24 protein-coding genes are annotated in these 25922 nt (G+C 52.1%); 3 read left to right on the top strand and 21 right to left on the bottom strand.

Going from position 1 to position 25922, the window contains the following annotated elements:
- The first annotated feature begins 41 nt into the window (after positions 1 to 41).
- Positions 42 to 209, top strand: a complete 168-nt coding sequence (locus V6607_RS09240; protein ID WP_008437727.1) for a DUF2897 family protein — start codon at positions 42 to 44, stop codon at positions 207 to 209.
- 137 nt (positions 210 to 346) lie between these two features.
- On the top strand, positions 347 to 2287 hold the full coding sequence (locus V6607_RS09235) for a hypothetical protein (RefSeq protein WP_256579799.1): 1941 nt from the start codon (positions 347 to 349) through the stop codon (positions 2285 to 2287).
- On the opposite strand, the gene V6607_RS09230 is transcribed toward V6607_RS09235, so the two are convergent.
- Positions 2274 to 2501, bottom strand: coding sequence for a hypothetical protein (locus tag V6607_RS09230; protein ID WP_134325983.1), 228 nt, complete (start codon positions 2499 to 2501; stop codon positions 2274 to 2276). The two genes, V6607_RS09235 and V6607_RS09230, sit on opposite strands and share 14 nt — an antisense overlap.
- Before the next feature lie 139 nt (positions 2502 to 2640).
- Here V6607_RS09230 and V6607_RS09225 point away from each other — a divergent pair, with 139 nt between their 5' ends.
- Positions 2641 to 3204 (top strand): TetR/AcrR family transcriptional regulator, encoded by a 564-nt coding sequence (locus V6607_RS09225; protein ID WP_134325982.1) that lies wholly within the window; start codon positions 2641 to 2643, stop codon positions 3202 to 3204.
- 44 nt (positions 3205 to 3248) lie between these two features.
- On the opposite strand, the gene V6607_RS09220 is transcribed toward V6607_RS09225, so the two are convergent.
- From V6607_RS09220 to ihfB, 20 genes are all read right to left on the bottom strand, one after another.
- Positions 3249 to 3581, bottom strand: coding sequence for a helix-hairpin-helix domain-containing protein (locus V6607_RS09220; protein ID WP_003218764.1), 333 nt, complete (start codon positions 3579 to 3581; stop codon positions 3249 to 3251).
- A 110-nt stretch (positions 3582 to 3691) separates the two neighbouring features.
- Positions 3692 to 5686 (bottom strand): nucleoside-diphosphate sugar epimerase/dehydratase, encoded by a 1995-nt coding sequence (locus V6607_RS09215; RefSeq protein WP_003218766.1) that lies wholly within the window; start codon positions 5684 to 5686, stop codon positions 3692 to 3694.
- Between the two features lie 102 nt (positions 5687 to 5788).
- Positions 5789 to 6811 (bottom strand): glycosyltransferase family 4 protein, encoded by a 1023-nt coding sequence (locus V6607_RS09210; protein ID WP_134325981.1) that lies wholly within the window; start codon positions 6809 to 6811, stop codon positions 5789 to 5791.
- Positions 6812 to 6850: 39 nt separating this feature from the next.
- Entirely contained in the window at positions 6851 to 7819 is a 969-nt protein-coding gene (locus V6607_RS09205; RefSeq protein WP_102605090.1) for an SDR family oxidoreductase, read from the bottom strand.
- Entirely contained in the window at positions 7816 to 8946 is a 1131-nt protein-coding gene (locus V6607_RS09200) for a glycosyltransferase family 4 protein (RefSeq protein WP_102605091.1), read from the bottom strand. The genes V6607_RS09205 and V6607_RS09200 overlap by 4 nt, the downstream gene beginning before the upstream one ends.
- Complete coding sequence (gene asnB / locus V6607_RS09195; protein ID WP_003218773.1) at positions 8943 to 10901, bottom strand: asparagine synthase (glutamine-hydrolyzing); 1959 nt, start codon at positions 10899 to 10901, stop codon at positions 8943 to 8945. The genes V6607_RS09200 and asnB (V6607_RS09195) overlap by 4 nt, the downstream gene beginning before the upstream one ends.
- Positions 10901 to 12043, bottom strand: coding sequence for a glycosyltransferase (locus V6607_RS09190; protein ID WP_102605092.1), 1143 nt, complete (start codon positions 12041 to 12043; stop codon positions 10901 to 10903). The genes asnB (V6607_RS09195) and V6607_RS09190 overlap by 1 nt, the downstream gene beginning before the upstream one ends.
- Positions 12040 to 13929 carry an asparagine synthase (glutamine-hydrolyzing) gene (asnB, locus tag V6607_RS09185; protein WP_102605093.1) on the bottom strand — a complete coding sequence of 630 codons (1890 nt, stop codon included), beginning with the start codon at positions 13927 to 13929 and terminating at the stop codon, positions 12040 to 12042. The genes V6607_RS09190 and asnB (V6607_RS09185) overlap by 4 nt, the downstream gene beginning before the upstream one ends.
- A gap of 51 nt (positions 13930 to 13980) precedes the next feature.
- Positions 13981 to 15264, bottom strand: coding sequence for a hypothetical protein (locus tag V6607_RS09180; protein ID WP_173406090.1), 1284 nt, complete (start codon positions 15262 to 15264; stop codon positions 13981 to 13983).
- A 19-nt stretch (positions 15265 to 15283) separates the two neighbouring features.
- A complete protein-coding gene (locus V6607_RS09175) occupies positions 15284 to 15811 on the bottom strand; it encodes an acetyltransferase (RefSeq protein ID WP_003218783.1) in 528 nt (175 codons plus the stop codon).
- Between the two features lie 7 nt (positions 15812 to 15818).
- A complete protein-coding gene (locus V6607_RS09170) occupies positions 15819 to 16739 on the bottom strand; it encodes a glycosyltransferase family A protein (RefSeq protein ID WP_003218785.1) in 921 nt (306 codons plus the stop codon).
- On the bottom strand, positions 16736 to 18241 hold the full coding sequence (locus V6607_RS09165; RefSeq protein WP_003218787.1) for an oligosaccharide flippase family protein: 1506 nt from the start codon (positions 18239 to 18241) through the stop codon (positions 16736 to 16738). Before V6607_RS09165 ends, V6607_RS09170 begins: the two co-directional genes overlap by 4 nt.
- 19 nt (positions 18242 to 18260) lie before the next feature.
- Positions 18261 to 18674 carry a GNAT family N-acetyltransferase gene (locus tag V6607_RS09160; RefSeq protein WP_076017300.1) on the bottom strand — a complete coding sequence of 138 codons (414 nt, stop codon included), beginning with the start codon at positions 18672 to 18674 and terminating at the stop codon, positions 18261 to 18263.
- Positions 18675 to 18688: 14 nt separating this feature from the next.
- Positions 18689 to 19363 (bottom strand): WbqC family protein, encoded by a 675-nt coding sequence (locus V6607_RS09155; protein ID WP_207241541.1) that lies wholly within the window; start codon positions 19361 to 19363, stop codon positions 18689 to 18691.
- 14 nt (positions 19364 to 19377) lie between these two features.
- Positions 19378 to 20499 (bottom strand): DegT/DnrJ/EryC1/StrS family aminotransferase, encoded by a 1122-nt coding sequence (locus tag V6607_RS09150; protein ID WP_003218792.1) that lies wholly within the window; start codon positions 20497 to 20499, stop codon positions 19378 to 19380.
- A gap of 105 nt (positions 20500 to 20604) precedes the next feature.
- Positions 20605 to 21630, bottom strand: coding sequence for an NAD-dependent epimerase/dehydratase family protein (locus V6607_RS09145; RefSeq protein ID WP_023659073.1), 1026 nt, complete (start codon positions 21628 to 21630; stop codon positions 20605 to 20607).
- Between the two features lie 51 nt (positions 21631 to 21681).
- Positions 21682 to 22959, bottom strand: a complete 1278-nt coding sequence (gene tviB / locus V6607_RS09140; protein WP_102606086.1) for a Vi polysaccharide biosynthesis UDP-N-acetylglucosamine C-6 dehydrogenase TviB — start codon at positions 22957 to 22959, stop codon at positions 21682 to 21684.
- A 649-nt stretch (positions 22960 to 23608) separates the two neighbouring features.
- The gene (locus tag V6607_RS09135; RefSeq protein ID WP_003218800.1) at positions 23609 to 24958 is read right to left on the bottom strand and encodes a Wzz/FepE/Etk N-terminal domain-containing protein; all 1350 of its coding nucleotides are present in this window, start codon (positions 24956 to 24958) and stop codon (positions 23609 to 23611) included.
- 266 nt (positions 24959 to 25224) lie between these two features.
- Positions 25225 to 25467, bottom strand: a complete 243-nt coding sequence (locus V6607_RS09130; RefSeq protein WP_102606087.1) for a lipopolysaccharide assembly protein LapA domain-containing protein — start codon at positions 25465 to 25467, stop codon at positions 25225 to 25227.
- 23 nt (positions 25468 to 25490) lie between these two features.
- A complete protein-coding gene (ihfB, locus tag V6607_RS09125; protein ID WP_003218804.1) occupies positions 25491 to 25787 on the bottom strand; it encodes an integration host factor subunit beta in 297 nt (98 codons plus the stop codon).
- Positions 25788 to 25922: the final 135 nt, after the last annotated feature.

Here is a 25922-nt window from a genome sequence, read left to right as displayed (position 1 = left end):
TGGGAAATTTCCCCACGGTTTGCTGCCTCAAGGAGAGCCCTATGCCGTGGTATGCCTGGTTGATTTTAGTGGTCGCGATCGGTTCGATCGTCGGTGGTTTGTTGATGCTGCGAGACAGCGCCAACAAGGTTGAATTGACTGATGAACAACGTAAGCGCGTGGCAGAACGCAATGCCCAGGCGGACGCCAAGGATGCGCAGGATCGCTGATCACTTTCGTGTAAATATTCGCTCAGCCTGCTTAAAAACCCTCTGTTTCGCTTTCCCCCTCCCTTCACGCCGCCCGTCTTTTCAAGCTGAATAGACGGCGTCGCGGCACCTCCGCGCGCACTGGAAAACCCCGTTTCATGACTGGCAATCACGTCTGGAAAAACCGCGCGCGAAGCAAAACAATCAACAAAGAGTTTAATTTCTCAAAAAAAGTACTGGTTATTCATACAGTGCATTGTTATCGTTTCCTCTTGCTTGAAACCAAGCACTTTCTGCGGCGAATGACCTGCATGGAGCATGCAGAAATCCATTGGCATACCAAATGCTTGGGGATAGCTGCCCAAAACAATCCGCACTCCGCGGTTTTTTTTCTATCGAGGGACACGATGACTGACATGAACGACCTAGCTGCAACCGCAACCAATCTCATCTATTCGAGCGACTCAGGCTTCGACGTTGCTGTGGAGGACTTCCGCCAGGACGATGACACCGGTACTGATTCGAGCACTATCCGCGCTGCACTCGCATGGATCAGCGCCAACGTGCCGGACGGCCAGGGTTCGCGTTTGTATTTCGAAACCGGCCGTACCTATATTTACGACCGCACGGCTGAAATTGACTACATCAACAATCTGGTTATCGATCTGAACGGCGCGACTCTCATGCGCGCAGATGCATCGGTCACCACCGCCAGACTAGCCACAGACACCAGCGTAAGCAGCAATACAATCGTGCTGGATGCCGTGCCCGACAGTTGGTACGTCAACGATACCGTGACAGCGTTTGTCGGCTCAGGGGATCAAGACACCAGCCGAAGCCCCATGCGTATCACTGCAATCGACCCGAATACGAATACAGTGACCCTGGCTGCCGGCTTTGGTCCCTTCGGTAACACGACCCAAACCATCCCTGCTGGATCGTGGGTTGGTAAAAGCTTCCAATGCTTCCTCGGCCGTCCGTCTACCGAAGAAGGCGGCAAGCTGCGCCCGGGCATCAACTACAACGTGCAGATCATCAACGGCTCCGTCGATGGCAACAGCGCCAATCAACTCAACAACTCCTGGCGCTTCGCCATGGAGATCTATATCAACGGCCGCTCTTCGGGGATCCGTGGCGTACGGTTTGCCAACACCACAGGCGAATGCATCGTCGGTCATGGCCTGCGGGTAGAAAGTTGCGAGTTTCGCAACCTCTCGGGCTCGGCCTTTCATACAAGCCGCCACGACGATACAGACGCAGTTGGAAGTGCCTCCTGGTTCATCAACAACTATGTTGAGAGCGTGTGCCTGGCGGGTAACCAGGCAAATGGTCACTCCGAGGGTGCAGTAACGTTTTCATGGGGCGCCGGGCGCCTGATTGTCACCGGTAACGAATTCAGGAACGGCAATGAGAGCGTGCTGGGGGGCTTTGGCCCTTCCTCCGGCGAAGCAATGCCGGATAAGTGGATCATTTTCAGCGATAACATTGCCACGAGCTTCAAGGCACTGTTCTGGGGACTGTTTCCGCCGCTCGAAGGTGTCGTGATCAGTAACAACGTTCTGGTGGACTGCAACGACAACAGTGCTCAACTGAACAAGCTTTTTGACTCGGAAACTTCCTCGGTAGGCGGTAACGTCGCTGTCGGGAATACCGTACTGGGCGGTTCGTTCCGCGCGACCAATGCGACGTTCGGTGTCGAGCCGACCAATACCATCAGTCAAGTCAAGGTCTGGGCACGCGGGCGCAAGTTGCGGACCGACTATTCGAGCTTGTCCGACTGCACCGCAGTGGTAGAGGCCAGCACTGCAATCATGGCGCTTATCAGTGCCGATACGACGGGCTCTGTAGTGGCATTCCACTCGGCATCCGGTAATCGTTCCGGTTCCTTCTTCATCCAATGGCTGCCGTCTCAGAAAAAGCTGCAACTGTTGGGTAACGAATCAGGCGCTCGTGTCGAGTTCGCTACGCCGGTAGCGATGCCTGGCCAAGTCAACATGACATTGCGTACATTCAACGATAATACGGCTGCAAAAGCCGCAGGTTTGGTGGCGGGAGACCTCTACAAACTGGCGAGTGGCGCAGTTTTCAGCGTGATCTGATCAAGGAAAGCCCTTCACTGAAGGGCTTTTTTATTTCCAACCCGCCTTGGCGATATGCAGCAGTATTTTCCCCTATAGACAGCACGCTCAAGCTGGCTCCAGCATTCGAGCAACGCCTGTGGCGATCACTAAATCCCACACCGAACAGGCCAGCCTGGACCTTCCAGGCATGCACGGTACGAATCAGCGCGTCGAACTTTTCGATCAACGACATGCCAGGGTGCAGATAACTGCCGACGATATCGGCGCACGACTCCAAGACATTCGATCAGCCAGTCAGCAATTTTGTAACGAGATGCCCCTTTGCCTGCATGAGCTTGGCTAATATGGCGCAATGTTTCGGAGGCTGTTCTATGCGCTACTCGGCAAATCACAAAGCTCAAACCCATCAGCGCATCATCAAGGAGGCTTCCGTACGTTTTCGCCGCGATGGTATCGGGGCTACCGGCCTGCAACCGCTGATGAAAGCCTTGAGTCTGACGCATGGCGGATTCTATGCGCATTTCAAATCCAAAGATGAGCTGGTGGAAAAGGCCCTGCAAGCTGCGGCCGCTCAACTGGATGAACACTGCGAACAGCTGTTCAGCCAGGAACGCCCCCTTGAAGCGTTCATCGACAACTATCTTTCGCAGTGGCACCAGACCTCACCGCATGAAGGGTGCCCGTTGACAACCATGTGCCCTGAGCTAGGACTGCGGGGTCAGCAAAGCCCGACCACTGATGCAGTACTTGGCGCACGGTTGAAGCAGGTGCAATCCGCACTGGGGCGGCCGGATGCCAATGAGCAAGGCCTGCTGATGATGTCGACTCTGGTGGGAGCACTGGTGCTGGCGCGCAGCGTGGAGAGCGCCGAGCTGGCAGCGCAGATCCTGGAGGTAGTACGTGGCAATCTGAAAAAACAGATCGCACAAAATTGAAGAGGCCGGTCAATGACCGGCCTCCTGGCTTACTTCGTTATTCCTTAATTGAGCTCCAGCCGATCGCGGTTTTTCTCCAACAGCGCTTTACCGATCCCTTTCACCTCCAACAACTCATCGACTGCGGTAAATGGCCCGTTGCTTTCTCGATAGGCAATGATCGCCTTGGCTTTGGCTGCTCCGATTCCGAACAGATCGCGGCGCAAGGTTTCAGCGTCGGCGGAGTTGAGGCTGACCTTGCTGGATTGCTCGGCCTTGGTCATTTGCACAGCTATCGGCGTGGGCGTTTCAGGCTTGGTAGACGGCGCTGCGGTGGTAGCCAGTGAAATGCTGGAGAGGAAGGCGAAAATGAGGGACGAGAAACATGTTTTATTCATAGGTGACGCTCCATGACATCTGTAAGAGAAAAGCAGCTTTTCCGAAGCTGCTTTTCAAACTTAGGTGATGTTTGGAGGGTGTCAAAAACAGGTGAGTTACAGGGTATGAGTCAGGGCTCGAGACGACGCTGTTGGTAGATCCAGTCGACGATCTCGCCATCAGGCGTGTAGCCACTGACGGTTTCGCGCAAAAGCTGGCGAACACGCGTGTAATCGTCCTGTTCTACTGCTGCCAGCAACTCTGCCAGCTTGTCCTTCAACACATCCCAAGACAGGTAATCTTCATTGGCACTCATGATCATCGGGTGCTGCGTGGCGACTACGTTGTCACCAATCAGCAACTCTTCGTAAAGCTTCTCACCCGGGCGCAGGCCAGAGAATTCGATTGCAATATCGCCATGAGGATTTTTATCCGACCTGACACTCAGACCAGACAGGTGAATCATCTTCTCGGCCAACTCGACAATCTTCACCGGCTCACCCATGTCCAGCACGAACACGTCACCGCCAAGGCCCATGGAGCCCGCCTGAATCACCAATTGGGCGGCCTCGGGAATCGTCATGAAGTACCGGGTGATTTTCGGGTGGGTAACCGTGAGAGGTCCACCGGATTTGATCTGCTTGTGAAAAAGCGGAATCACCGAGCCGGAGGAGCCTAATACATTGCCAAAGCGAACCATCGTGAAGCGGGTTTTATTGACCCGCGAGATATTCGATTTGTCACCGAACAGCACAGGTGCCAACTCACGACTGAGCGCCTGGAGGGTCAACTCGGCGAGACGCTTGGTGCTTCCCATCACATTGGTGGGCCGTACAGCCTTATCGGTAGAGATCAACACGAAGTTGGCTACCCCCGACTGCAATGCCGCTTGGGCCGTGTTAAGCGTACCAATAACGTTATTCAGCACGCCTTCCGCAATATTGTGCTCAACCATGGGCACATGCTTATAAGCGGCGGCGTGATAAACCGTGTCGACGCCCCAGGTTTTCATGACACCCAGCAATTTGCTCTGATTGCGCACTGAGCCGAGGATGGGCAGCAGCCTTACTGGCAGCGACTCTCGGGTAATCCGTTGTTCAAGCTCCGACAAAATGCTGTAGAGGTTGAATTCGCTGTGTTCAAACAACAGCAGTATGGTCGGTCGCAAAGCAAGGATCTGACGACACAGCTCTGAACCAATGGAACCACCGGCCCCCGTTACCAGAACGCTGCGCCCCTTGATGCAATGCTCCAGCAGTTCGCCCTGGGCAGGCACCGCGTCACGTCCCAGCAAGTCCGCGATATCCACTTCCTGAATATCGTCGACCTTGACCCGGCCACTGGCCAGGTCCATAAATCCTGGAACACTGCGCACATGCAGAGGAAACCCTTCAAGGTAGCCCAGGATTTCACGACGCCGGGCACGGTTGGAAGACGGTATCGCCAGCAGGATTTCCTGGGCTCCGGTGGCATCGATCATGCGCTGAATGTGCCGTGGCTTGTACACCTGAAGTCCGGAAATTACCCGGTCAGAAATACTGTCATCATCATCAATGAAGGCTACAGGCCGCATGACCCGGCCCATACGCAGGGCAGCGACCAACTGATTGCCTGCAGCGCCCGCGCCGTAGATGGCGACGCGCGGCAAGCCATCTTCGCGATTGGTGAACGGTACGTGCTGGGCGGCGGCAAACCAGTCGCCAAGGAAATATTGACGCATGGCAAGGCGTAGGCCGCCAACCATGATGAGGCTTAACCACCAATAGTTGAAAATGATGGAACGAGGTACCACGTTTTGATGATCGCTGTACCAATAGACCACCACGCCCAGAATCAACGATGAAAGGCTGACGGCCTTGATAATCGCGATAAGCGCGTCATTGCCAAAATAGCGCATGACAGCACGGTACATGCCAAAACGGATGAACAGCGGAATAGCGACGACCGGAGCACTCAGAAACAGCCAGCGATGCGCAGACGCAGGGTTGATCATATCGTCCACCCCCAATCGAACGACAAACGCCATCCACAGGGCGAGCCAAACAAGAAGAATGTCCGCAATAACCTGCAGGATGCGCTTCTGTCGGCGAGGGAGACCCAACAAATATGATCGAATTATGCTCATAAACCCTTTAAACACCTCTGTTGCTCCTGATACGGCTGCTGCTCTGCGAATTTAAACACTTTAGGCCAGTCAATCACCGCTGAAATGACTCTAAAAACACAATCACGCGGCCCTTTCCAGCTCACCCGCCTTGTACTTGACTGCCAGCATCACCAGCGGGATGTACGCTATTACAACGCCCAGCACGCCGTTTAGACCCAGTAATGCAACGCAAAGTGCGATCGGCAGCAGCCAGATCACGTTGATCGCAAGCACCCCAAGCGTTACTGGCAAGTGGCCTCCAACTTTACGCGATGCAAACTGATAGCCATGACTGCGATGGGCTTCGTAAACCTTGTCGCCCCTCATCAGGCGGCGGACCAGAGTAAACGTCGCATCGACGATAAAGACACCGAGCAGGATCAACCATACCCACAGCAAGTCGGCGTTCTGCCAGGCGGCCTGCAGGGATAGCACGCCCAGGACGATACCGAGAAAACCGCTACCGGCATCCCCCATGAAGATTCGTGCCGGTGGAAAGTTCCAATAGAGAAACCCCAGCACCGCCATGCTTAATAACAGTGGTGCCCAGATAAGCGCCTGATAACCAACCAACCAATAAATCAGACAGGCGCCAAGGCATGCACAGAGCGCTTCGACGCTGGCCAAGCCATCGATACCATCCATGAAGTTGTACAGATTGAGCATCCACACCAGATAAAACGCGGCAAGGATGTGCCCCGCCCAGCTCAGGTCGAGGACCACCCAGGGCAGCGTTATTGCGGGCAAGCCGCCCAACCAGAAAAGAGCCCAGGCCGCGGCACTGAAGTGCCCCAGCAAACGCCAGCGCGCGGCGATATGGCCATGGTCGTCGAGAAACCCAAGCACCGCCACAGCCGCACCAGCCCCCAGCAACGCCCATGTAACCGAGCGTGTTATCTCATCACCGATAAACAATACTGGCAACGCAATCAAGAAGCTCAAGACTATCGCCACTCCGCCTCCACGAGGCGTCGGAACAGTATGAGAACTGCGCGCATTGGGAACATCAATCAGACTTCGGGCCAGCGCATAACGGCGCAGGCACCAGGTCAGAAGAAGAGCAAGGGCTGCAACAGCAGGCGCCAGCCACAGTAAACGATTCATCTACAGCTCCAATTAAGGTCCCTCATAGGGCACCACTATTTACTTCAAGCTTCCCTGAAAACTTTCAGCCGTCTTGCGTAATGCGCTGGCCACCGTCAATGGAGGATTCCAGCCCAGCAATTGGCGAGTCTTGCCAATATCAACCTGCAACGAACCACACAGGCGCTGGCCAATAGCCTTGCGGCCTAGCACGGTCGCGCCCAATTGCAGTAGGGCTGCCGGTACGGGGATCAACCGGGCCGGTTTACCCAAGGCAATCCCCATGCGTCTCAACAAATCAGTGGTCGACATGTCATCACCATCGCTGGCCAGAAACGTCTGATTGGCCGCCGCCGGGTGATCCAGGCACGTCACAATCAAGTCAACGAGGTTGTCCAGCGCGACCAGGCTGCGCTGGTTACGAATAGCGCCCAACGGCAGTACAGCTCCTTTGTTGAGCCAATTCATCATGCTGCGAAAGTTTGCCTTGACCCCAGGGCCGTACACCAGGACGGGACGAATAATAACAACTTCCATCCCGCTTCTTTGCGCCAGCGACAAGAGTTGCTGCTCGGCCTCCATTTTGGAAACACCATAGGGGTCGCACGGCGCCGGCACGTCATCTGCCGTGTAAGGGGCGCCCATTTGGGTTCCCTCACCGTTGACCTTGATCGAGCTGATAAAGATGAAACGCCTGACGCCCGCCTGAGCTGCCTGCTCCGCCAGCTTCAACGTGCCTTCGACGTTGACCTTGCGATACTCGGTTAACGGATCACTGGAGGCGTCTGACATCACATGAACGCGCGCGGCGCAGTGAACCAGAACATCAACCCCTTCAAGAACAAGCGACTCACCCGCAAGATAATCGGCACCGACCCGCACAGGTAAAGCAGACGCAGGCAGTGTCACACCCTCGCGACGTACCAGCGCCAACACCCGACAGTCCCCTGCAGACGCCAACCGGTTGACCAGTGCTCCCCCCACAAAGCCACTGGCTCCAGTGACGAAGATAGTTTTGTGCTGATTCAAAGCGCGCGCTCCAACTCTCTGTACACATCCAAATGCTGCTGCACGATCTTCTCGATCGCAAATGCGCGTAAAGCCAGTTCACGGCCAGCCGCCCCCATCCGGGCACGCAAGGCAGGAGCCTCAATCAACACCTGCAATTGATTCGCCAGGGCCTGTGCATCACGAACAGGTACCAGAAACCCTGTTACATCGGCATCAATCGCATCCCGGCAACCTGGCACATCGGTGGTGACCACTGCGCGGCCGCACGCTGCGGCTTCGACCAGTACCTTGGGCAAGCCTTCACGATAGGAAGGAAGGGTCACAATATTCGCCGCAGCGAACACATTTGCGATGTCGTCGCGGTAACCGAGCAGCTCAATCACCCCTTCCTCTCGCCACTGCTGCAACTGTGAGGTGGTAACTGTCGCCGGGTTACCGGGATCAATGTCACCAATTAACTGAAAGCGCGCGTTAACACCGCGCGCGGTCAATATTTTTGCCGCCTCAACGAACTCGACAACGCCCTTGTCCAGCAGCAGTCGAGCCGCCAGGCACACCACTGGGGTCCCTTCCGGTTCTGGCAACGCGGTGTAACGAGACAGGTCGACGCCTGAACCACGAATCATCACGACCTTGGATTGGGTAAGTCCACCCATGCTCAAGAGCAGGTCACGATCATCGGGGTTCTGAAAAATCGAGCGCAGATTACGCTTGCCCAATGCCAACCGATAAAAGGTGCTGACAACCTTTCTCGTGATAGTGGCCTTGAGTCCCTTGGAGAGAAATACAAAGCCCAGTCCGGAAATAGCGGTAACCACACCTTTGACCGGTGCCAGCCGAGCGGCAACGCCACCATACAAAACCGGCTTGATGGTCACCAGGTGCAAGACGTCCGGCTTCAATTGCCAGAGCAGCCGCCAGATCGCGAACATCAGTCCCAGTTCGGCCAAGGGGTTACGGCCGCTACGTGAAAGCGGCAACGGGTGAAACTCGAAACCTTCAGCGGCAATAGCCGCAACAGCCGGACCAGGCATGCACGCCACATGAACCCTATAGCCCTCTGCCTGCGCGCCCTTGGCAACTGCCAGCCGGTGCGAAAGAAAAAAACCCGGGTCGTTGACGATAAACAAAAGTACTTTACTCATGCCTGCTCTTCCAACCATGCCTGGAACATGAGGATGGTCCACAAGTGAGGCTGCCAGTTTCCGCGGCCCTCAAGATGTTCCTGCCACATGTGCCTGATGCGTTCAGGGTGGAAGTATCCCTCCTGGCGCAAGCGCGCTTCATCCAACAAAGACTCTGCCCACTCCCGTAAAGGACCGCGTAGCCACGCCCCAAGCGGGATACCAAAACCTTGCTTGGGCCTTTCGATCAACTCCTTGGGAACATGACGATAAAGCACTTCTCGCAACAGCCATTTGCCCTGGCCGTTACGAATCTTCAGGTCCAGAGGCATGCGCCAGGCCAGTTCGACAATCCTGTGGTCAAGCATAGGGACCCGACCCTCAATGCTTGCGGCCATCGCAGCGCGATCCAGTTTCACCATGATGTCATCTGACATATAGGTCTGGGCGTCCATCGCCATCATCCAGTGTTCGAAACTATCGGTCTGGGGCCAGCGCGAAGGGTCAGTGAAAATGGTTTCGGGTTCCTTGCCACCGATCACGACACTGGCAGGGTCAGTCCAATGACTGTTGAGCTGCAGGTAGAACTCATGCCCATCCGCAAGCGCCAGGACGCTAGCCAATTTATGAGCCTTTTCCCCAGGCGTGCTGAGATGAAGCCGCTTGGGCAGCAAAGGTTTGGAGAGACGGAACAGGCTGTCCCAGGTGGACGGTGAAAGTGAGCGTAAAAGCCCGGCGCTCGCCTGTCGGGCAAACGGCGGCAGTTGCTGCATTTTTGACCAGACTTTCTTGGCGCTGAGGTAGCGGTTATAACCGCCGAAGAGCTCGTCGCCGCCGTCACCACTCAACACAACCTTGAGCTGTTGGCTGGCCAATTGGCTGACAAGGAATGTGGGAATCTGCGAGCTGTCGCTGAACGGCTCACAATACATCGACGGTAGACGCGGGATAACAGCCAGGGCATCGTCCGGGCGCACGTACAACTCGGTGTGTTGCGTGCCAAGATGCTTGGAAACCGCCTTGGCATGAACAGCCTCGTCATAGCCGCCTTCGTCGAAGCCGATGGTGAATGTGCGGATTGGCTGGGCGCTCTGGGCCTGCATCAAGGCCACGATAGTGCTGCTATCCACGCCGCCGCTCAGGAATGCACCCAAAGGCACATCTGCGAGCATTTGCTGACCAATGCTTGAGCTCAGTTGCGTCTCCAGCAAATCCGTCGCTTGGGCGGGAGTGCCCTTGAAGGGGTCGGCAATGCCTTTTGCTACTGCGTCGTTGAGACGCCAGTAAGCCTGTGGGACTGCGGCCTTTGCAGCGGGCAGATTCTTCAGCGCAAGCGTTACGTAGTGGCCGGGCTCGAGCTTGGCGATGCCTTTATAAATGCTGTAAGGCGCAGGAATGCAGTTGTGCCGAAGCAATAGCGTCAACGCGTTGCGATCCACTTCGCCAGTGAACTGCGGGAAAGCCTTGATAGCCTTGAGCTCAGACCCCAGCAGCAGCGTGTCTTCCTGCCAACCGTAATACAAAGGCTTCTCGCCCATCCGATCGCGTGCAAGCGTCAATACCTGCTCTTGCCTGTCCCACAGCGCGAAGGCAAACATACCAACCGATGCCTGCAAGGTCTTTTCGACACCCCAGCCTGCAAGACCTGCGAGCAGGACTTCGGTATCAGAATGGCCTCGCCATGCGGGTGGCGACAATCCTTCATTGTCCAGCTTCTGCCTGAGTTCGGTATGGTTATAGATCTCACCGTTGAAGACGATTAAAAATCGCCCACAACTGGAATGCATCGGCTGATGACCGGCCTCCGACAGATCGACAATTGCCAACCGTCGATGCCCGAGCGCGAGGCCTGCATTTTCGTCAACCCATACACCACGATCATCGGGGCCACGGTGCACGAGGGCATCGTTCATCCGGGTAATGATCGATGCCAGATCACTATTACGGGCCTGGAAAATTCCGCTGAAACCACACATCAATGAACGTCCTGATTTAAGTAAAGCCGGTCATAGATTTCTTTGAATTTATGCTCGGTACATTTCATCGTGAAATTTTCGACGATACGTGTATAGGCACCCTGCCCCATCATTGATCGCTCGGCAGGAGACGCTGCAATCATCTTCGCCAGCGCTTCAGCCAACGCGAGTGGATCCTGTACGGGTACGACAAACCCATTTTCACCCAGCAGGAATGCCGCGTCTCCTGCATCGGTCGTCACACAAGGCAACGCCAGGCTCATCGCCTCGCCCAGCACATTAGGAAAACCTTCGGTAAATGAATGCAGGCAAAACATGTCCATCGCCTTAAAGCAGGCGGGCACATCTTTTCGTTCACCCAGCAACACAAATCGATCAGCGAATCCGGTTGATGCAATCTGCGCCATCAATACGCTATTCGCCTCATCGACATCACGTCCCACCATCAGGAACTTGACGTGCGGGAACCTGGGAGCGACGAGCCCGGCAGCCTCGACAAAACTGGCGTGATCCTTGACTTCGTTAAAACGCCCCAAGCTTCCTACAACGAAGTCATCTGCGCTTATTCCTTGCGCCGACCTTATGGCCTCACGCTCTTGCGGCGATGCAACCAGACGCTCAAGATCAAACCCGTTGGGAATGACAGCCATTCTGCTCGGGGAATAACCCGCAGCCACATGCGTCTTTCGTGACGCCTGGGCAGCGCACACGATAACGCTGGGGACAGTCGCCGACAGCCAGGCACACAGTTTGCGAACAATAATTGTGGCCTTTGCGCCACCTCGGCTGACGTCAGTGGTCCTGACCCCCCAGATCACGCCCCTGATCCCCACCCAACGCGCTGCCAAGCCACCCAACAAGTCAGAGTGATACATCCAGGTCTGAACGATATCAGGCTTGTTCAGCCGAAGATGGCGAACCAACTTTGCAAACGTTGGCATGACATCCCAGGCCCCCCGCATACCCAACGTGTCAACAGTCACCCCGCAGGCACGCAGCCGAGCGCCCACTTCACCCAAATCCGTCAATGAGATAACACTGTGTTCATCATCGCCGCTTGAGTTGAATGACTCACAGAGCCGAAGCAGCATCAACTCCGCGCCGCCGATATGCAGACCGACAATAATATGGGTAACTTTCAACGGCCTTGCTCCTCCAACCACGCCTGGAACATCAGGACACCCCATAACTTGCTTGAATGATCAGCCCGACCACTGAGGTGTTGTTCCCAGGCACGGCGGATCGGTGCAGGATGGAAGAAACCCTCCCGGCGCAACCGGCCTTCATCCAGCAAGCTTTCCGACCAATCGCGCAGGGGCCCGCGCAACCACGTCGCGATAGGTATGGAAAAGCCCTTTTTCGGTCGCTCGATTAACTCGCGAGGAACATGACGATAAAGCACTTCCCTCAATACCCACTTGCCAACACCACCTCGAATCTTCATATCCAACGGTATGCGCCAGGCCAATTCAACAACCCGGTGATCGAGCATTGGCACGCGAGTTTCCAGGCTGCTGGCCATCGCCGCACGGTCGACCTTTACCAGGATGTCGTCAGCCATATAGGTCTGTGCATCCATCGCCATCATCCACTCTTCATACCGCTGCGTAGCGGGCCACGCTGAAGCGGTGTCAAGCACCGTAATCGGCTCTTTCGCGCCGATAACGACACTGGAAGGTGTTTTCCAGTGACTGACAAGTTGCCGATAAAAGTCCTCCCGACTCGGAGTATCAAGAATATCCACCAACTTCTCGACCTTGCCTTTTATCGGCAATGCCCTGAGCGTTGCGGATGCAAAACGTCGCAGGGGTAACGGCACCTGGCTGATCTTCCCCCAGATACGTGGGGCAAATTGGTAAGGGTTATAGCCGCCAAACAGCTCATCTCCCGCATCACCGCTTAACGTGACGGTGACTTGTTGTCGCGCAAGGCGACTGACCAGGAAAGTCGGGATCTGTGAACTATCGGCAAAGGGTTCGCAGTAGATGTTCGGTAGATCCGGGATAACGTCCAACGCGTCTTTGGATTGAACATAGATCTCAGTATGTTCAGTACCTAAATGGCGGGATACGGCCAGAGCATGTTCAGCCTCATTGAACCCTGCCTCACTGAAGCCAATGGTGAACGTCTTGACCGGTCGCGGGCTTTGTTTCTGCATCAGGCCAACCACAAGACTGCTGTCCACGCCACCACTTAGAAACGCGCCCAGGGGCACGTCCGCGAGCATTTGCATGCCGATGCTTTCGCTAAGCTGTGCTTCAAGCGTATCAACTACGGCGTTGGCATCAGATTGCAGCGGAGACGCAAGCCCCGCCTCAACCGCCCGATTGAAAGACCAAAAAGGAAGCGCTTTTACATCCGATCGGCGCTGGTCTATCGCGATCCTTACATAATGCCCCGGCTTCAGCTTCTCTATCCCTTGATAGATGCTGTAGGGCGCGGGAATGTAGTTGTGGCGCAGATAAAGGGCCAAGGCGTCACGGTCGATATCAGCGCAAAACGCGGGATGGATCTTGAGCGCCTTGAGTTCAGAACCGAACAACAGCACGTCATTCTGCCACCCCCAATAAAGCGGCTTCTCCCCAAGACGATCCCGAGCCAATACCAGTTCATTTTGCCGCGTATCCCACAGCGCGATGGCGAACATCCCAACCGTTGCCTGCAGGGTCTTTTCGATTCCCCAGTGCTCAAAGCACTCAAGCAGCGTTTCTGTGTCTGAGTGCCCGTTCCAGGTAGGCGAAAGCCCACTCTCCTCAAGAAGAGCACGCAGTTCGCCATGGTTGTAGATCTCGCCATTGAACGCAATTACGAAGCGCCCACTTGATGAATGCATTGGCTGGTGGCCGGCAGCAGTCAGGTCGACAATCGCCAGCCTCCTGTGGGACAGGCCTATACCAGCGGCTGAATCAAACCAATAACCGCCGCCGTCCGGGCCACGGTTGATGATTGAGCGGCCCATTGCCTCAAGCAGCGAAGACTCATCGGTAGAAAACTTCTTGTTCGTAAAATATCCGGAAAAACCACACATCAGGAAAGCTCGCAATTAATTTACTGGTCGGGCCGTTCTCGCCCGCCTGAGTCAAGCCAGATGAGCACTCGGGTTCACGCTCGCATAGCGATTATAAAACCGGTGCAATAGCGCGCTTGAAAATATCAATATAAACAAGCGAGACACGTCATTCTGATAAAACACAGGAGCCTTTACTTCCAAAACTAAAATCAGGCACAACAGTACCAAAACAAAATAGCCCGCATCGGCAAATCGCCGCATCCCTGTCCAGATTTTCAAGAACATCCAACCATAAGACGCGTAAACCAGCACAAATCCCACGATGCCACTGGCAAGCAGCGTTTTCAGATAACCGGAGTCAGACCGCGCGACGCCACCACTTTGATCATCAAACGAGCCACTACCTGCAATAATATTCAACAGATCCGGGACGAAAAGCATACTTTTCAGATCATCCGTAGAGGCAGAGGTGAGGCCCTGACCTTTCGAATAGTTGATGAAAATCTCGAACGCATAATCAAAAACGTAGGTTGAAAAAAATTCGAACCTTTCCGGAAAAAAATACTGGAATAACAAAATTGCCAGCGCAGCAAAGGCGCTAAAAGCCACCCCTACGATGAGGGACTTCAGAGGCCATCGAATCGCGAGAAGCCCCACGCCAAGAAGGAACACGACCACACCGGTACGTGCAACCAGTGTAATTGAAAGAGCAATCACGGAGATGCTTAGAAATCGCCAAATGGTCGCATTATTGGCCCGGGAATATACTGAGTAAACACCGTATACAGCGGCCAGCGCAAGAATAGCGCTGAGGTTAAAACCGCCGCTATCGTGAATACCGCGAAAGCGCAGAACACTATCAACTTCAATATTTCCACGGTTAGCCAACGACGCGGATAACAAATCCCTAAAAGAGGGCTCCACGAACGACAGCATAATGAAAAACGCCTGAAGAACAGTCGCCCAATAGATCAACTCGAAGCATCGATGAAAGCCATAGAGTGCATCATCTGAATTCGCACGCCGGCCAACCGCATAATAAGTTATAACCAGCGCCAACAGCAGAACGACAATAAACTTTATGAAAATCTCCAGAAATATTGTCTCAGCGTTACCCCAGAGAACACTCAGCATCACGCCCAAGGAACCCGCGAGCAACAGCGCCACGATGGCAAAGCGGCAGGTGACAAATGCATAACCAACAAAACCGCGGAGCAACGGATCAGCAAGAATCAGAAGCAAAGCCCCAGGAATGAGAAGCGCGACAGAGGGCACGCCCAGAAAGCTGAGCGTAAAATTGAACACGTAGAAAAAAACAACCAACACCAAAAAAAACGACCGCACCTTGCTCACCCTGCCACCGAAGTTGAAGTTACGTTCTCACGAGCGCCTTGCCAGGAACACCTACAACAACCGTATCCTGTGGAAAGCTTTTAACAACAACGCTGTTCGCACCCACAACCACATTGTCACCCAGAAAAATCGGCCCGAGGACTTTTGCACCCGTACAAATAACCACATTATTTGCCAGTGTCGGTTGATTGCCCTTGCTGGTTTTCGATAGGTCCTGGTTCCCAAAAGTCACACCATTAAAAATCTTGCAGTTCGACCCCATTACTACATCGGCACCTATCACTATGTCATGACCGTGCATGATGCAGAGACCTGGGCCAATTTGTGCCCTGCAAGAGATATCGCTACCAAAGACAATGCGAATAAAATACTCAACCAGAAAGCTCAATACACGCCCGATAACGGGAATTTTTAACAGGCTTTGGCCCAGTCGCAACATGATGGTCAAATGAGCGGTGTGATCAAACACTACGCTCTTGAGCACTCTGGACGCCCGCTCACTACCTGCGATTGAGCGTAGGTCCTGGATCAAATAGGTTAACGACATAAAAACCTCATTTACTCTTGACCGCATCGGGGATTCTGAGCATTGAAAGCATCTTACTGGCACGCCATACTTTGGGTATAGTCGTCAGTCTAAAAGCGCGAACGAATATTGGGAAAAACAGTTTACAGTCTTCAAAACGCCTGTTTTTCAGTGCGGCAATAAACAAGAAGCTGATAGACACCGATATATCTGCGGCACTACCTTTGTACTTTTCCAAAAAGTAATCAAACGACTTCACCAGCAAAACTTTTGTCTTGTTTCCCGAGGAGGCAATACCGATACCTGTACGATAAACACCCAAAGGCTTGGCGCTGACGAACCCTGCATAGCCTTGTCCAACCTGCTCGACGTTTGCAAAGTAATCCAGCAAAGGAAAATCTGGCAGTTCAATGTCCCTTGCCGTGGCCCGATACATTTTAGAACTGTTCATTCCAATCGTTATATATTGAAAAATGTCCTTTCTGGTGAACGAGTTACTCACGCGAGATAAGTCAATGAGGTCTTCTACAACAACCTTGGTGCCAGGATTCTCGACGAGCATCCTGTGCCAGACGATATTATAGTTCGGGTGCTCGTCCAGAAAGTCACTTTGAGCCTGTAGTTTCCCTGGAAGAGCGTAATCATCACCATCTAGATGAGCAATGTACTTGCCGCATGCCAAAGCGTGCACTTCAAGGTAATTTGCCGTGATACCAACATTCTTTTCATGTATAAGCGGCTTGACAATATCGGGGTATTGCTCCGCCAAACTACGTACTACGTCGCTGGTGCCATCTGTCGAACAGTCATCACCGACGATCACCTCAAACTTGAAATCCGTGACCTGATTAATCAAGCTCAACAAGCACTCGCTGATATAACCAACCTGATTATAAGTCAGCACACATACTGAAACCTTTATATTTTCTCCCTCGGAAACAATACTCACACGCCTCTCCGCCCAACAATCTTGTTAGCTACCATTGCCCGGGCAGCGCTTGAAAAAGCCACCGCGGTCAACATAATTAACCCACCTGAAACAAACACTATGAGCACGCTTAAAATCCTGCTTTCACTTCGCACATCTACCCAATTAACAAGCAGTCCGGCTGCGGCTGCGGGTAAAACAATCAAACCTATATCATGAGTCAGCCACTTCTTGTGGAGCCCAGGCTCAAGCCTCGAATGAACGAACCAAACCCAAAAGATCAAGAATGTCAGGTTGACCATCATCCAACTGTAGCCAGCACCGATGCTTCCGTAATAGGTCGACGAAAAATAGATAGCGGGGACCATGACGCATAACAAAATCAGGTTACCCAGAAAATGAAGCCTCAGGTTTCCGCGAGCATACTGAAGATAGTAAGGGAATGCTGAAACCGCCAAGCACCCGTTTCCAATCGCATACAACACCATTGTCGGGGCAACGTTTTCGACAACGGTCGCGTCACCTGTCCATGCCCACAGCAAAGGACGCGCACAAATTGCAAGGGTAATCGATGCAGCACCGGCAATAATGGAAACAAGTTGAGTAGAGTTACGATAAATCGTAATCACATCAGCTTCCTTGTTTTCGGCATGTAAGCGGGCCATTCGCGGCATAATCGCGCTGCTGATCGGTCCGGTTATAACCATTACCCCGCCAGCAATCAGCACCGCCAGAGTGAAGTATCCGTACTGGCTTAGCGGCAATATGCTCGAAAGTATCAACTTATCTGTCTGCGTGACCATTACCCAAATTGAGGCAGTAAACGCCACCGTGAGGGAAAAAGCCAAGACACTTCTAATGGGTTTGAGCGACCACCCCATCGACGCGCTGACTACCTTTGGGAGTACGCCATACGACTTAATGTACAACCCGAGAATTTCCACAACCGCAATAATTAATTGATAAAAGAAGAATACAATCGGCGTATATCCATAAAACCACATCACGGGCAAAACAAATATAAATCTGAGTGTCGCAATGATTGACGTATAGCCACTCAACCAAACCAGATGTTCGCCACCGGTGATGACGCCTCGATACAAGCCACATATCCAGCGGATTGCGATACATGCGGCCATTATCTGTATAGCAAAACTCGCCTGTTCGACACTCAACGCATCAAGTTTCAGCCAATGTTTTACAACAAGCGGGGCAAACAGATACAACGTAATAAAGCCGAGAATGCCAATGCCCAGAAATAAAACATGGAGCGCCCGGAACAACCGCCGAAAGTCCAATGCCGATACCGCACCAGCCTTGAAACGTGCAGTTTCCCTGCCGATCGTAGGTGTCAAGCCAAGATCAAGCAAGCTGAACCAAGCCTGCAGCATGGAGAAAAATCCAACCAGGCCATAGGCTTCCGCGCCCATGTATTTTATATAGACAGGCAGCATCACGATGCCAATCAACGTCACATATATTTGGCTTACGTAGTTAGCGGCTATGTTCTTCTGAAGCGACAATTGTTTATATCCCGAATATTTATAGCCGAACCTGCATTTTTATGTTCGTGTCGCCGTCTGCTACTATCTTGAATCCATACCGCGTGTAAAGCTTTATCGCTGAACTGTTCCCTGCGCGTACCTCCAGGCTGCATGCAGTGAAACCGCGACTCTTCATCACCATGAGTGCGCTGCTCAGGAGCTCGCCCCCAAGCCCTTTGCCTCGGCCACTTGCAGCGATCAAAAGCAACGCTATGTATCCCTCCCTGGATACATCATTATTGCAGTAAAATGCCACAAACCCGTTATACGACCCACCAGAGTGATGGATGAGAATCTCTGCCTGGTCTTCAATTTTCAGAATGTAGTCTTCTGCAGAGATACCGCGAATAAACTCTCCTTTTTGAAGACGCTGCTCAATGTGTATTAAATCTTTCAGCTCTGGGGGCAGCATAAATAACCCATCGTTTATTTATTAGTGACAAGCTGGCGAGCTTCATCAAAAGAGTTAAACATCATCACATCCAAAATAGAGAGGCCGGGCTCGAAATCTCGTCCCGCCTGTGGATACTCAACTAGCGCCGGCTTGACAAACTTCAGGTCAATGCCTCGCGAAGCAAAACTCTCTTTCTCATAGAGAAGCGCACCACCTGGTAAATTCCAGTACTCGTCGGCCTGCTCTTTATTGCAAATATCCAGAATTCGGTCTTCGCTTTTCAATTGCTCGTTTGCGTAAACCTTCGAGCTCATTACCATCTCAGCATCGATACCCAATGCCTCGACCGTTAACAAAACACTGGATTTTGCATAATCAGAAATTGAGTCTTGTTCTTGCTCGAGAACGGCGTTGAACAACTCGAAACACGCTTTGAAGTTTGGTGCTTTCGAATAGTTCTGTTTGACCGCCTCGGTCAGCTTACGGACCCAGAGTGATTTTTTCTGGGTTTGCACGTCACAAATTTTTTGATTAGAGCTCGCCCCAAGGAGCGGAATAGTCATATAACCGACTTTGCCGGATACAAATATCCGATTTCTATTTATCCATCCATTTTTAATGAAATCGACATCATCATAGAAAACGAACTTATCCACGGACCCTATCAGCTTAAAATATCCGACATACGGAAAAAAGTAAGGCTGCATTATTGCGAGCTTCATTACGACGCTTTTCTCACATTACGAATTATTTCGACAACCTTATCAACGGCAGACATCTCCAGCGCCGGATAGATAGGAAGGCAAAGAACTTTCGATGAAATATCATGAGCCACAGGCAGGTTCCGACTGTCCGCTGAAGGCATGCTTCTATACATGGAAAACTCGCTGATTAAAGGAAAAAAGTACCGTCTACCGAATACGTTTTGCTCCTTTAACACTTCGTAAAGCTCGTCTCGCGAGAGCGGGTAATCATCTTCAACCAGAATGGGGTAGTACGAATAATTCGACTCAAGGCCTGCACTGATGTGGCTCAGGCTGATACCTTCAACACTTTTTAATCCGGAACTGTAGCGTTGACCAATTTCTTTACGCAGACTCATCGCACTGTCGATATGCTTCAGCTGAAGCAACCCAAACGCCGCGTTAATCTCGCTTAATTTCCCATTTATCCCTGGTGCGACCACGGTGACTTCATCTACAAAGCCAAAGTTCTTCAATTGTTCTATGCGTTTTTTTGTCTTCGCGTCGGGGCAGACGATGGCGCCGCCCTCAAAGGTATTGAATACCTTAGTGGCATGGAAGCTCAAAATGCTCAAGTCGCCATGGCGAAGAATACTTCCCCCTGCATCGTTAACGCCGAACGCATGAGCGGCATCATAGATAATTTTCAGATTGTAATTATCAGCGATATTCTGAATAGCGTCGGTATCGCAGGAATAACCATAGCAATGCACTGGCATGATAGCTGTGGTTTTCGACGTAATTGCCGCCTCGACTTTTTTCGGATCCAAATTAAAAGTAACAGGATCGATATCCACGAAAACAGGCTGCAGCCCATTCCACAACAAAGAGTGGGCAGTCGCAACGAATGAGTAAGGTGTCGTAATGACTTCGCCTGTAACTCTGAGCGCCTGCAGCGCAGTCAATAACGCGATTGTACCGTTATTAAAAAGCGCAATGTGCTCCACCCCCAGGTACTCACAGAGCTCCTTTTCAAGCTGCTGGTGCATTGGGCCGCCATTGGTCAGTGTCTTGCTCTCCCATATTTTTTCAAGATAGGGAACAAACTCTTCTAGTGGCGGAAGGTAGGGCTGAGTTACATAAACAGGCTTATCGCTCATAAAACTTCCTTGCGCTAATCTTAATCACTCAACCGCGCCTCGTAGCTGAGTACTTATTAGTAAGTCATATAGCGAGATAGAGAGAACCCATATCTCGCGCTATTCTTACTTCAAGAATTCCGCATACCAAGGCATGGCCTTTGCGATGCCTTGCCCAATATTAAACTTGGGTGCATATCCCAAAAGCGTTTGTATCTTGCCAATATCTGCTTGTGAATGGCGCACATCACCCGCGCGAAAGTCTCGATACACAGGCTCTTTATCATAAGTGATGCCGTTTTCCGCCAGGGATTCGCGCAACGCCGAAAACAACATATTGAGATCAGTGCGCCCACTGACCGCCACATTATAAACCTGATTGCGCGCGGAAGAATCGCTTGCAGTCGCGGCTAAAATATTGGCTTGAACTGTATTCTCGATGAAGCAGAAATCCCGACTGGTTTCACCATCACCATTGATGAAAACTTCCTCGTTTTTTATCATCGCAGCCGCCCATTTTGGGATAACAGCCGCGTAAGCACCATCAGGATCCTGCCGCTTGCCAAAAACATTGAAGTAACGCAAACCGATTGTTTCAAAACCATAGCATCTGGCGAAAACGTCGGCATACAGTTCATTGACGTACTTGGTGACCGCGTAGGGGGACAGCGGCTTACCGATCACATCTTCAACTTTTGGCAGACCGGGATGATCGCCATAAGTCGAACTGCTTGCCGCGTAAGTAAAACTCTTTACCTTGGCATCCCGTGCCGCGACCAACATGTTGAGGAAGCCATCAATGTTGGTACCGTTTGTTGTGATCGGGTCGTTAAGGGAACGAGGAACAGACCCCAAAGCGGCCTGATGCAGTACATAATCCACACCTTCGCAGGCCTGATGACAATCCTTGAGCTCTCGAATGTCACCTTCGACAAATCGAAAACGTGCCCACTGCTCAGGGAGAACTGTATTTTTTACTTCGTCGAGGTTTCTTTGGTGACCGGTAGCGAAATTATCCAACCCGACAACCGTCTGATTCAAACCAAGCAGTGTTTCCAACAAATTAGAGCCAATAAAACCCGCAACTCCGGTGACTAACCAGGTTTTCGGCGAAGCTGGAAGTGTTTCTATCAGAGTTTCGTAGCGGGTCATCGATATTAGCTCGTAATTTGATTTAGGTTAACGACTTCAGAAACCTGGGGCTTACAGGCGAATGTCCGATTCTTCACGACTCAGAAGATATTTAAGATCATAAAGAACGTGCTCCGCCTTACCGAACCGGCGGATATTTTCTGCACCCAGGGCACGGAACTCATTGTGAGCGACCGCCAGAACGATACCGTCGTATGCATTTACTCCCGGCTCGGAAACAGGAGTGATCCCATACTCATGCTCCGCTTCGGCAACACTCACCCATGGATCATAAACATCCACAGCAATGTTGTATTCTGCCAGTTCACTCACGATATCGACGATACGAGTATTACGCAGGTCCGGGCAGTTTTCCTTGAAAGTCAGACCCATGATCAATACGCGAGCACCATCTACATGGATGCGCTCTTTCAACATCGCTTTTACCAACTGTGAAACAACGTAAGCGCCCATGCCATCATTCAAACGACGGCCGGCCAGGATGATTTCCGGATGGTAGCCGATTGACTGGGCTTTATGGGTAAGGTAGTAGGGGTCAACACCGATGCAATGCCCGCCGACCAACCCTGGACGGAACGGAAGGAAGTTCCACTTCGTACCCGCGGCCTCAAGCACCGCTTCCGTATCAATGCCCATCTTGTTGAAAATAATCGCCAGCTCGTTGATAAGCGCAATATTCAAGTCGCGCTGAGTGTTCTCGATAACCTTGGCAGCCTCGGCAACCTTGATGCTGCTAGCCTTGTGAGTGCCCGCGACAATGATCTGATTGTAAAGTGCGTCGACCAGGTCAGCGATTTCAGGCGTGGAGCCGGAAGTGACTTTTTTGATCGTAGTAACCCGGTGCTCTTTGTCGCCCGGGTTGATCCGCTCAGGACTGTAGCCAGCAAAGAAATCGACGTTGAACTTGAGACCAGAGACCCGCTCAAGAACCGGGACGCAGTCTTCTTCTGTAGCGCCTGGGTATACAGTTGACTCGTAAATAACCAGATCGCCCTTCTTCAACACCTTCCCGATGCTTTCAGAAGCCTTGATCAGAGGCGTCAGGTCTGGCTGGTTGTATTCGTCGATAGGGGTCGGAACGGTAACGACAAAAGTGTTGCAGGCAGCCAGCTCATTCAGCTCACAGCTATAACTCAAATAGCCCGCCTGCTTCAGCTCCTCGTCACTGACTTCAAGAGTTGAATCATGTCCTTCTTTCAAGGCTTGGATACGCGGCTGGTTAATGTCAAACCCGACCACCGTCCGATGCTTACCAAACTCCACTGCGAGGGGCAGGCCCACATATCCAAGGCCGATAATGGCGAGCTTAATATCTTCCAGTTTTTGCATAATCAAAGCCTAAATAATCAGAGAATCCATAATATTTACTGAATTAATTTCAGTATGAAGTGCTTCAAGCGCGACGCCGATTCAGTACTCTCTCCTGGTACAGTCATGGCTCGCACATCCAACTAATCCCTCAGTGATGCTTTTTGAGGCATTCCACCACCTATATTATTCGTCAGCAGCATATTCCATCAGCGAACAATTCAGGTCTGTTTCTGGCACTGCCGCAGCCTCCCCTGTCGAATAGGGTACGTATCGCTCCTGGCCCATCAGCGCCGGATAGTTTAAACACCACAACCCGCTGAACACCATGAAGAATATCGCCCTCAGTTACACTCGGAATCGGATAATCAGAAGACCGCGAAGCATAGCGCAATGCCATCATGCTTCGATGATTCTCAATTAGAAGAGTTCCATGACAGCTAGATAATCATACTACGCGATACCAATATAAATCAGAACTCGCGGCATCCGGATCCCGACGTCAGACATGCAACGCCAAGAGCCTGAAGGCTCATGGCATGCCGGAGAGTCATTTTTTGAACACCCGAAGGTGATTTGGTTCGCTATAGGAGCAGTCCCTATACCGAGAGAAGAATTGGAGATCGGGTTGTTTGCACACAATCGAGCGACACAACCCTACTGGACGCAGTTAATACACTCGCGTCTGAGCCTGAGCTTTTCCCTCTCCAAGCAGTTCAGAGCCGAGAACGGGCACTTGACGTGTCGCCATTCTTTTCCTGCTTGCCAGCAGTGTTCGAGCCAGAGCAATCAGAACGCCAAGAATCCCACCCAGAACCAGCCCCATTGCGAGCACGAGAGCTTTCTTCGGCTTAATTGGACTCAGCGGCTCGAGCGCCTGCTTGTCAATAGTCACCAGTTTCAACCGACTCATATCGATATTCAGTTTACGTAGCCGAGCCTCCTCTGCACGCAGGGGCTCCACATTGATTAGAAACAGGTCTTCATTCTCACGACGATTCAAGACCTCAATCTGACGATTGGCCCGCAGCAGTTGAAGCTCTTTGGCAATTTGCGCGATACGACCTTCAGTAAAGTCATCAGACGTGCGCCGTTGCAGGGCATTTCGCTCTGCCTCCAGTGCATCTACGCCCATAAAATATAGGGGGATCTGCTGGTTATTGATTTCGGTACGCATCATGCCTGGCGTCCCAGCGCGGTTTTCATCGCCGAGCGACGAGGGAGTAGCTGGCTTTTTAATACCCAGCGACTTGGCGATGCCAATTGCCTCGTTCAGCAGTACAAGCCGATCACCACGGATGATTTTCAATTGGGCCCTGAGCGCTTTGAGCTCATCCTGCAACTGGGCACGCCGAAGCACATCAGCTTCAGTCAGAGTGGCAATTTTTGCCTCTTTATCGATCTCATAGCTTGAGCGAGCAGCTTTCAGCTTACCTTCAATCTCGTTCAGTCGGTTTTTCACGATTACGTTCAAATCAGCGCCGATCTGCTGACGCTCGGCATCAATCGCGAACTGAATAAACCCGTTCAAAATCGAGACACCATCAATTCCCTTGGGATAGTTCATCTCAAGTTTGATATAGGCACTCAGGGAGTCGGCTTTTTTAGGATCAGGCAGAACCAGATTGATCGAGTTACGATTGAACTCCTCAAAACTCTGCTCGAGAGTTCTTCCTGGACGCTCAAATGCCTTAAATAGATTTTGATGAGTCCGAAAAAAACTCAGGCGGGTGTCATACGACTCAAGAGACGCTCCGACCCTGATCAGCGCCTCTCCAGGAGGAAGACCGTAAATTTCAGATCGATTCAACGCATCCAATTCGTTGATCGCCGCAGGGCGCAAAACGCTACTAACTTGATATTCAGGAGTCGCAAAAAAGGCATAAGCGGCAGCCATCGCGCCAACAAGCGCGGTGACTATGACTATGAGGACCTTTTGCTGCCATACCGCCTGAAAAAGCGCGACAAGATCAATTTCATCGGATGGTGGTACCGGAGGGGCATTAAAACTACTACTCACAACAAAAACCTGCCTTCAAAGAGAAACTGCGGGCTCGTTATGCAGACAATTCATGGTTTTTTAGAATTATAAACATCTGGCTCGCCCCCGGCGTCGCTGCTGGGATGAGCCACAAAAATTGCCTATTCTCGAGAACAGCAAGCATTTTGCCATCTAATTGCCATATTACAAGTCTTGACAATCTGTAGGACTGTTCCGAAAAAGCCAAACTCCTTGAAAAATGCTACAAAAGCTTGCGCGGCACCCCATGCGCACCGAGCTATCAATCAGGGCGCCAGCCTCTTCGACCGAGGAGAGCGATTCAACCTAAACGCCAAACCCACCAATGGACTAACGGTCATTCCTACAAGCAAAGCCAATGTCATTAAGATGGAAATCGGTGCCTGGGGAGTGGTCCACCCCAGGAATGACAAAGCGGCGCTCTGTTGATTCTCCAGCACAAACGCCAGCACCCCAACCATGACGAGCAAAGTAATCAGCACCGACACAACGCGCTTGACCCCACGCATAAACTTCTCCTACCCAAAAACCCTCAGACGCCTTCTTCTTCGTCTTCGTTCACCCGATCGCGCAATTCCTTGCCCGGCTTGAAATGAGGCACGAACTTGCCGTCAAGGCTGACGGACTGCCCGGTTTTTGGGTTGCGCCCCACACGAGGCGCACGATAGTGCAGCGAGAAGCTACCAAACCCACGAATTTCAATCCGATCGCCGGTAGCCAGACATTGGGACATCTGCTCAAGCATGGTCTTGATGGCCAGCTCCACATCCTTGGATGAGAGCAGCCCTTGATGGGTGACAATTCGTTCGATCAACTCCGACTTCGTCATATTTTTCCCTTCTTTTTCAAGCAGCTAGGAAAAGCGCTTCGAAGGTTTTAGCATGACCGGAGGAATTTGAACAGCCCATGTATTGACTTATATTCAAAGACTTGGGGTGCAACTCGAAGAGAGTTGGCATTGCGC

The organism is Pseudomonas sp. KK18 (genome assembly GCF_037094675.1).
Taxonomy (GTDB): Bacteria; Pseudomonadota; Gammaproteobacteria; order Pseudomonadales; family Pseudomonadaceae; genus Aquipseudomonas.
Note: the sequence above shows the minus strand (reverse complement) of the source record. Positions and strands in the feature narration are given on the sequence as shown.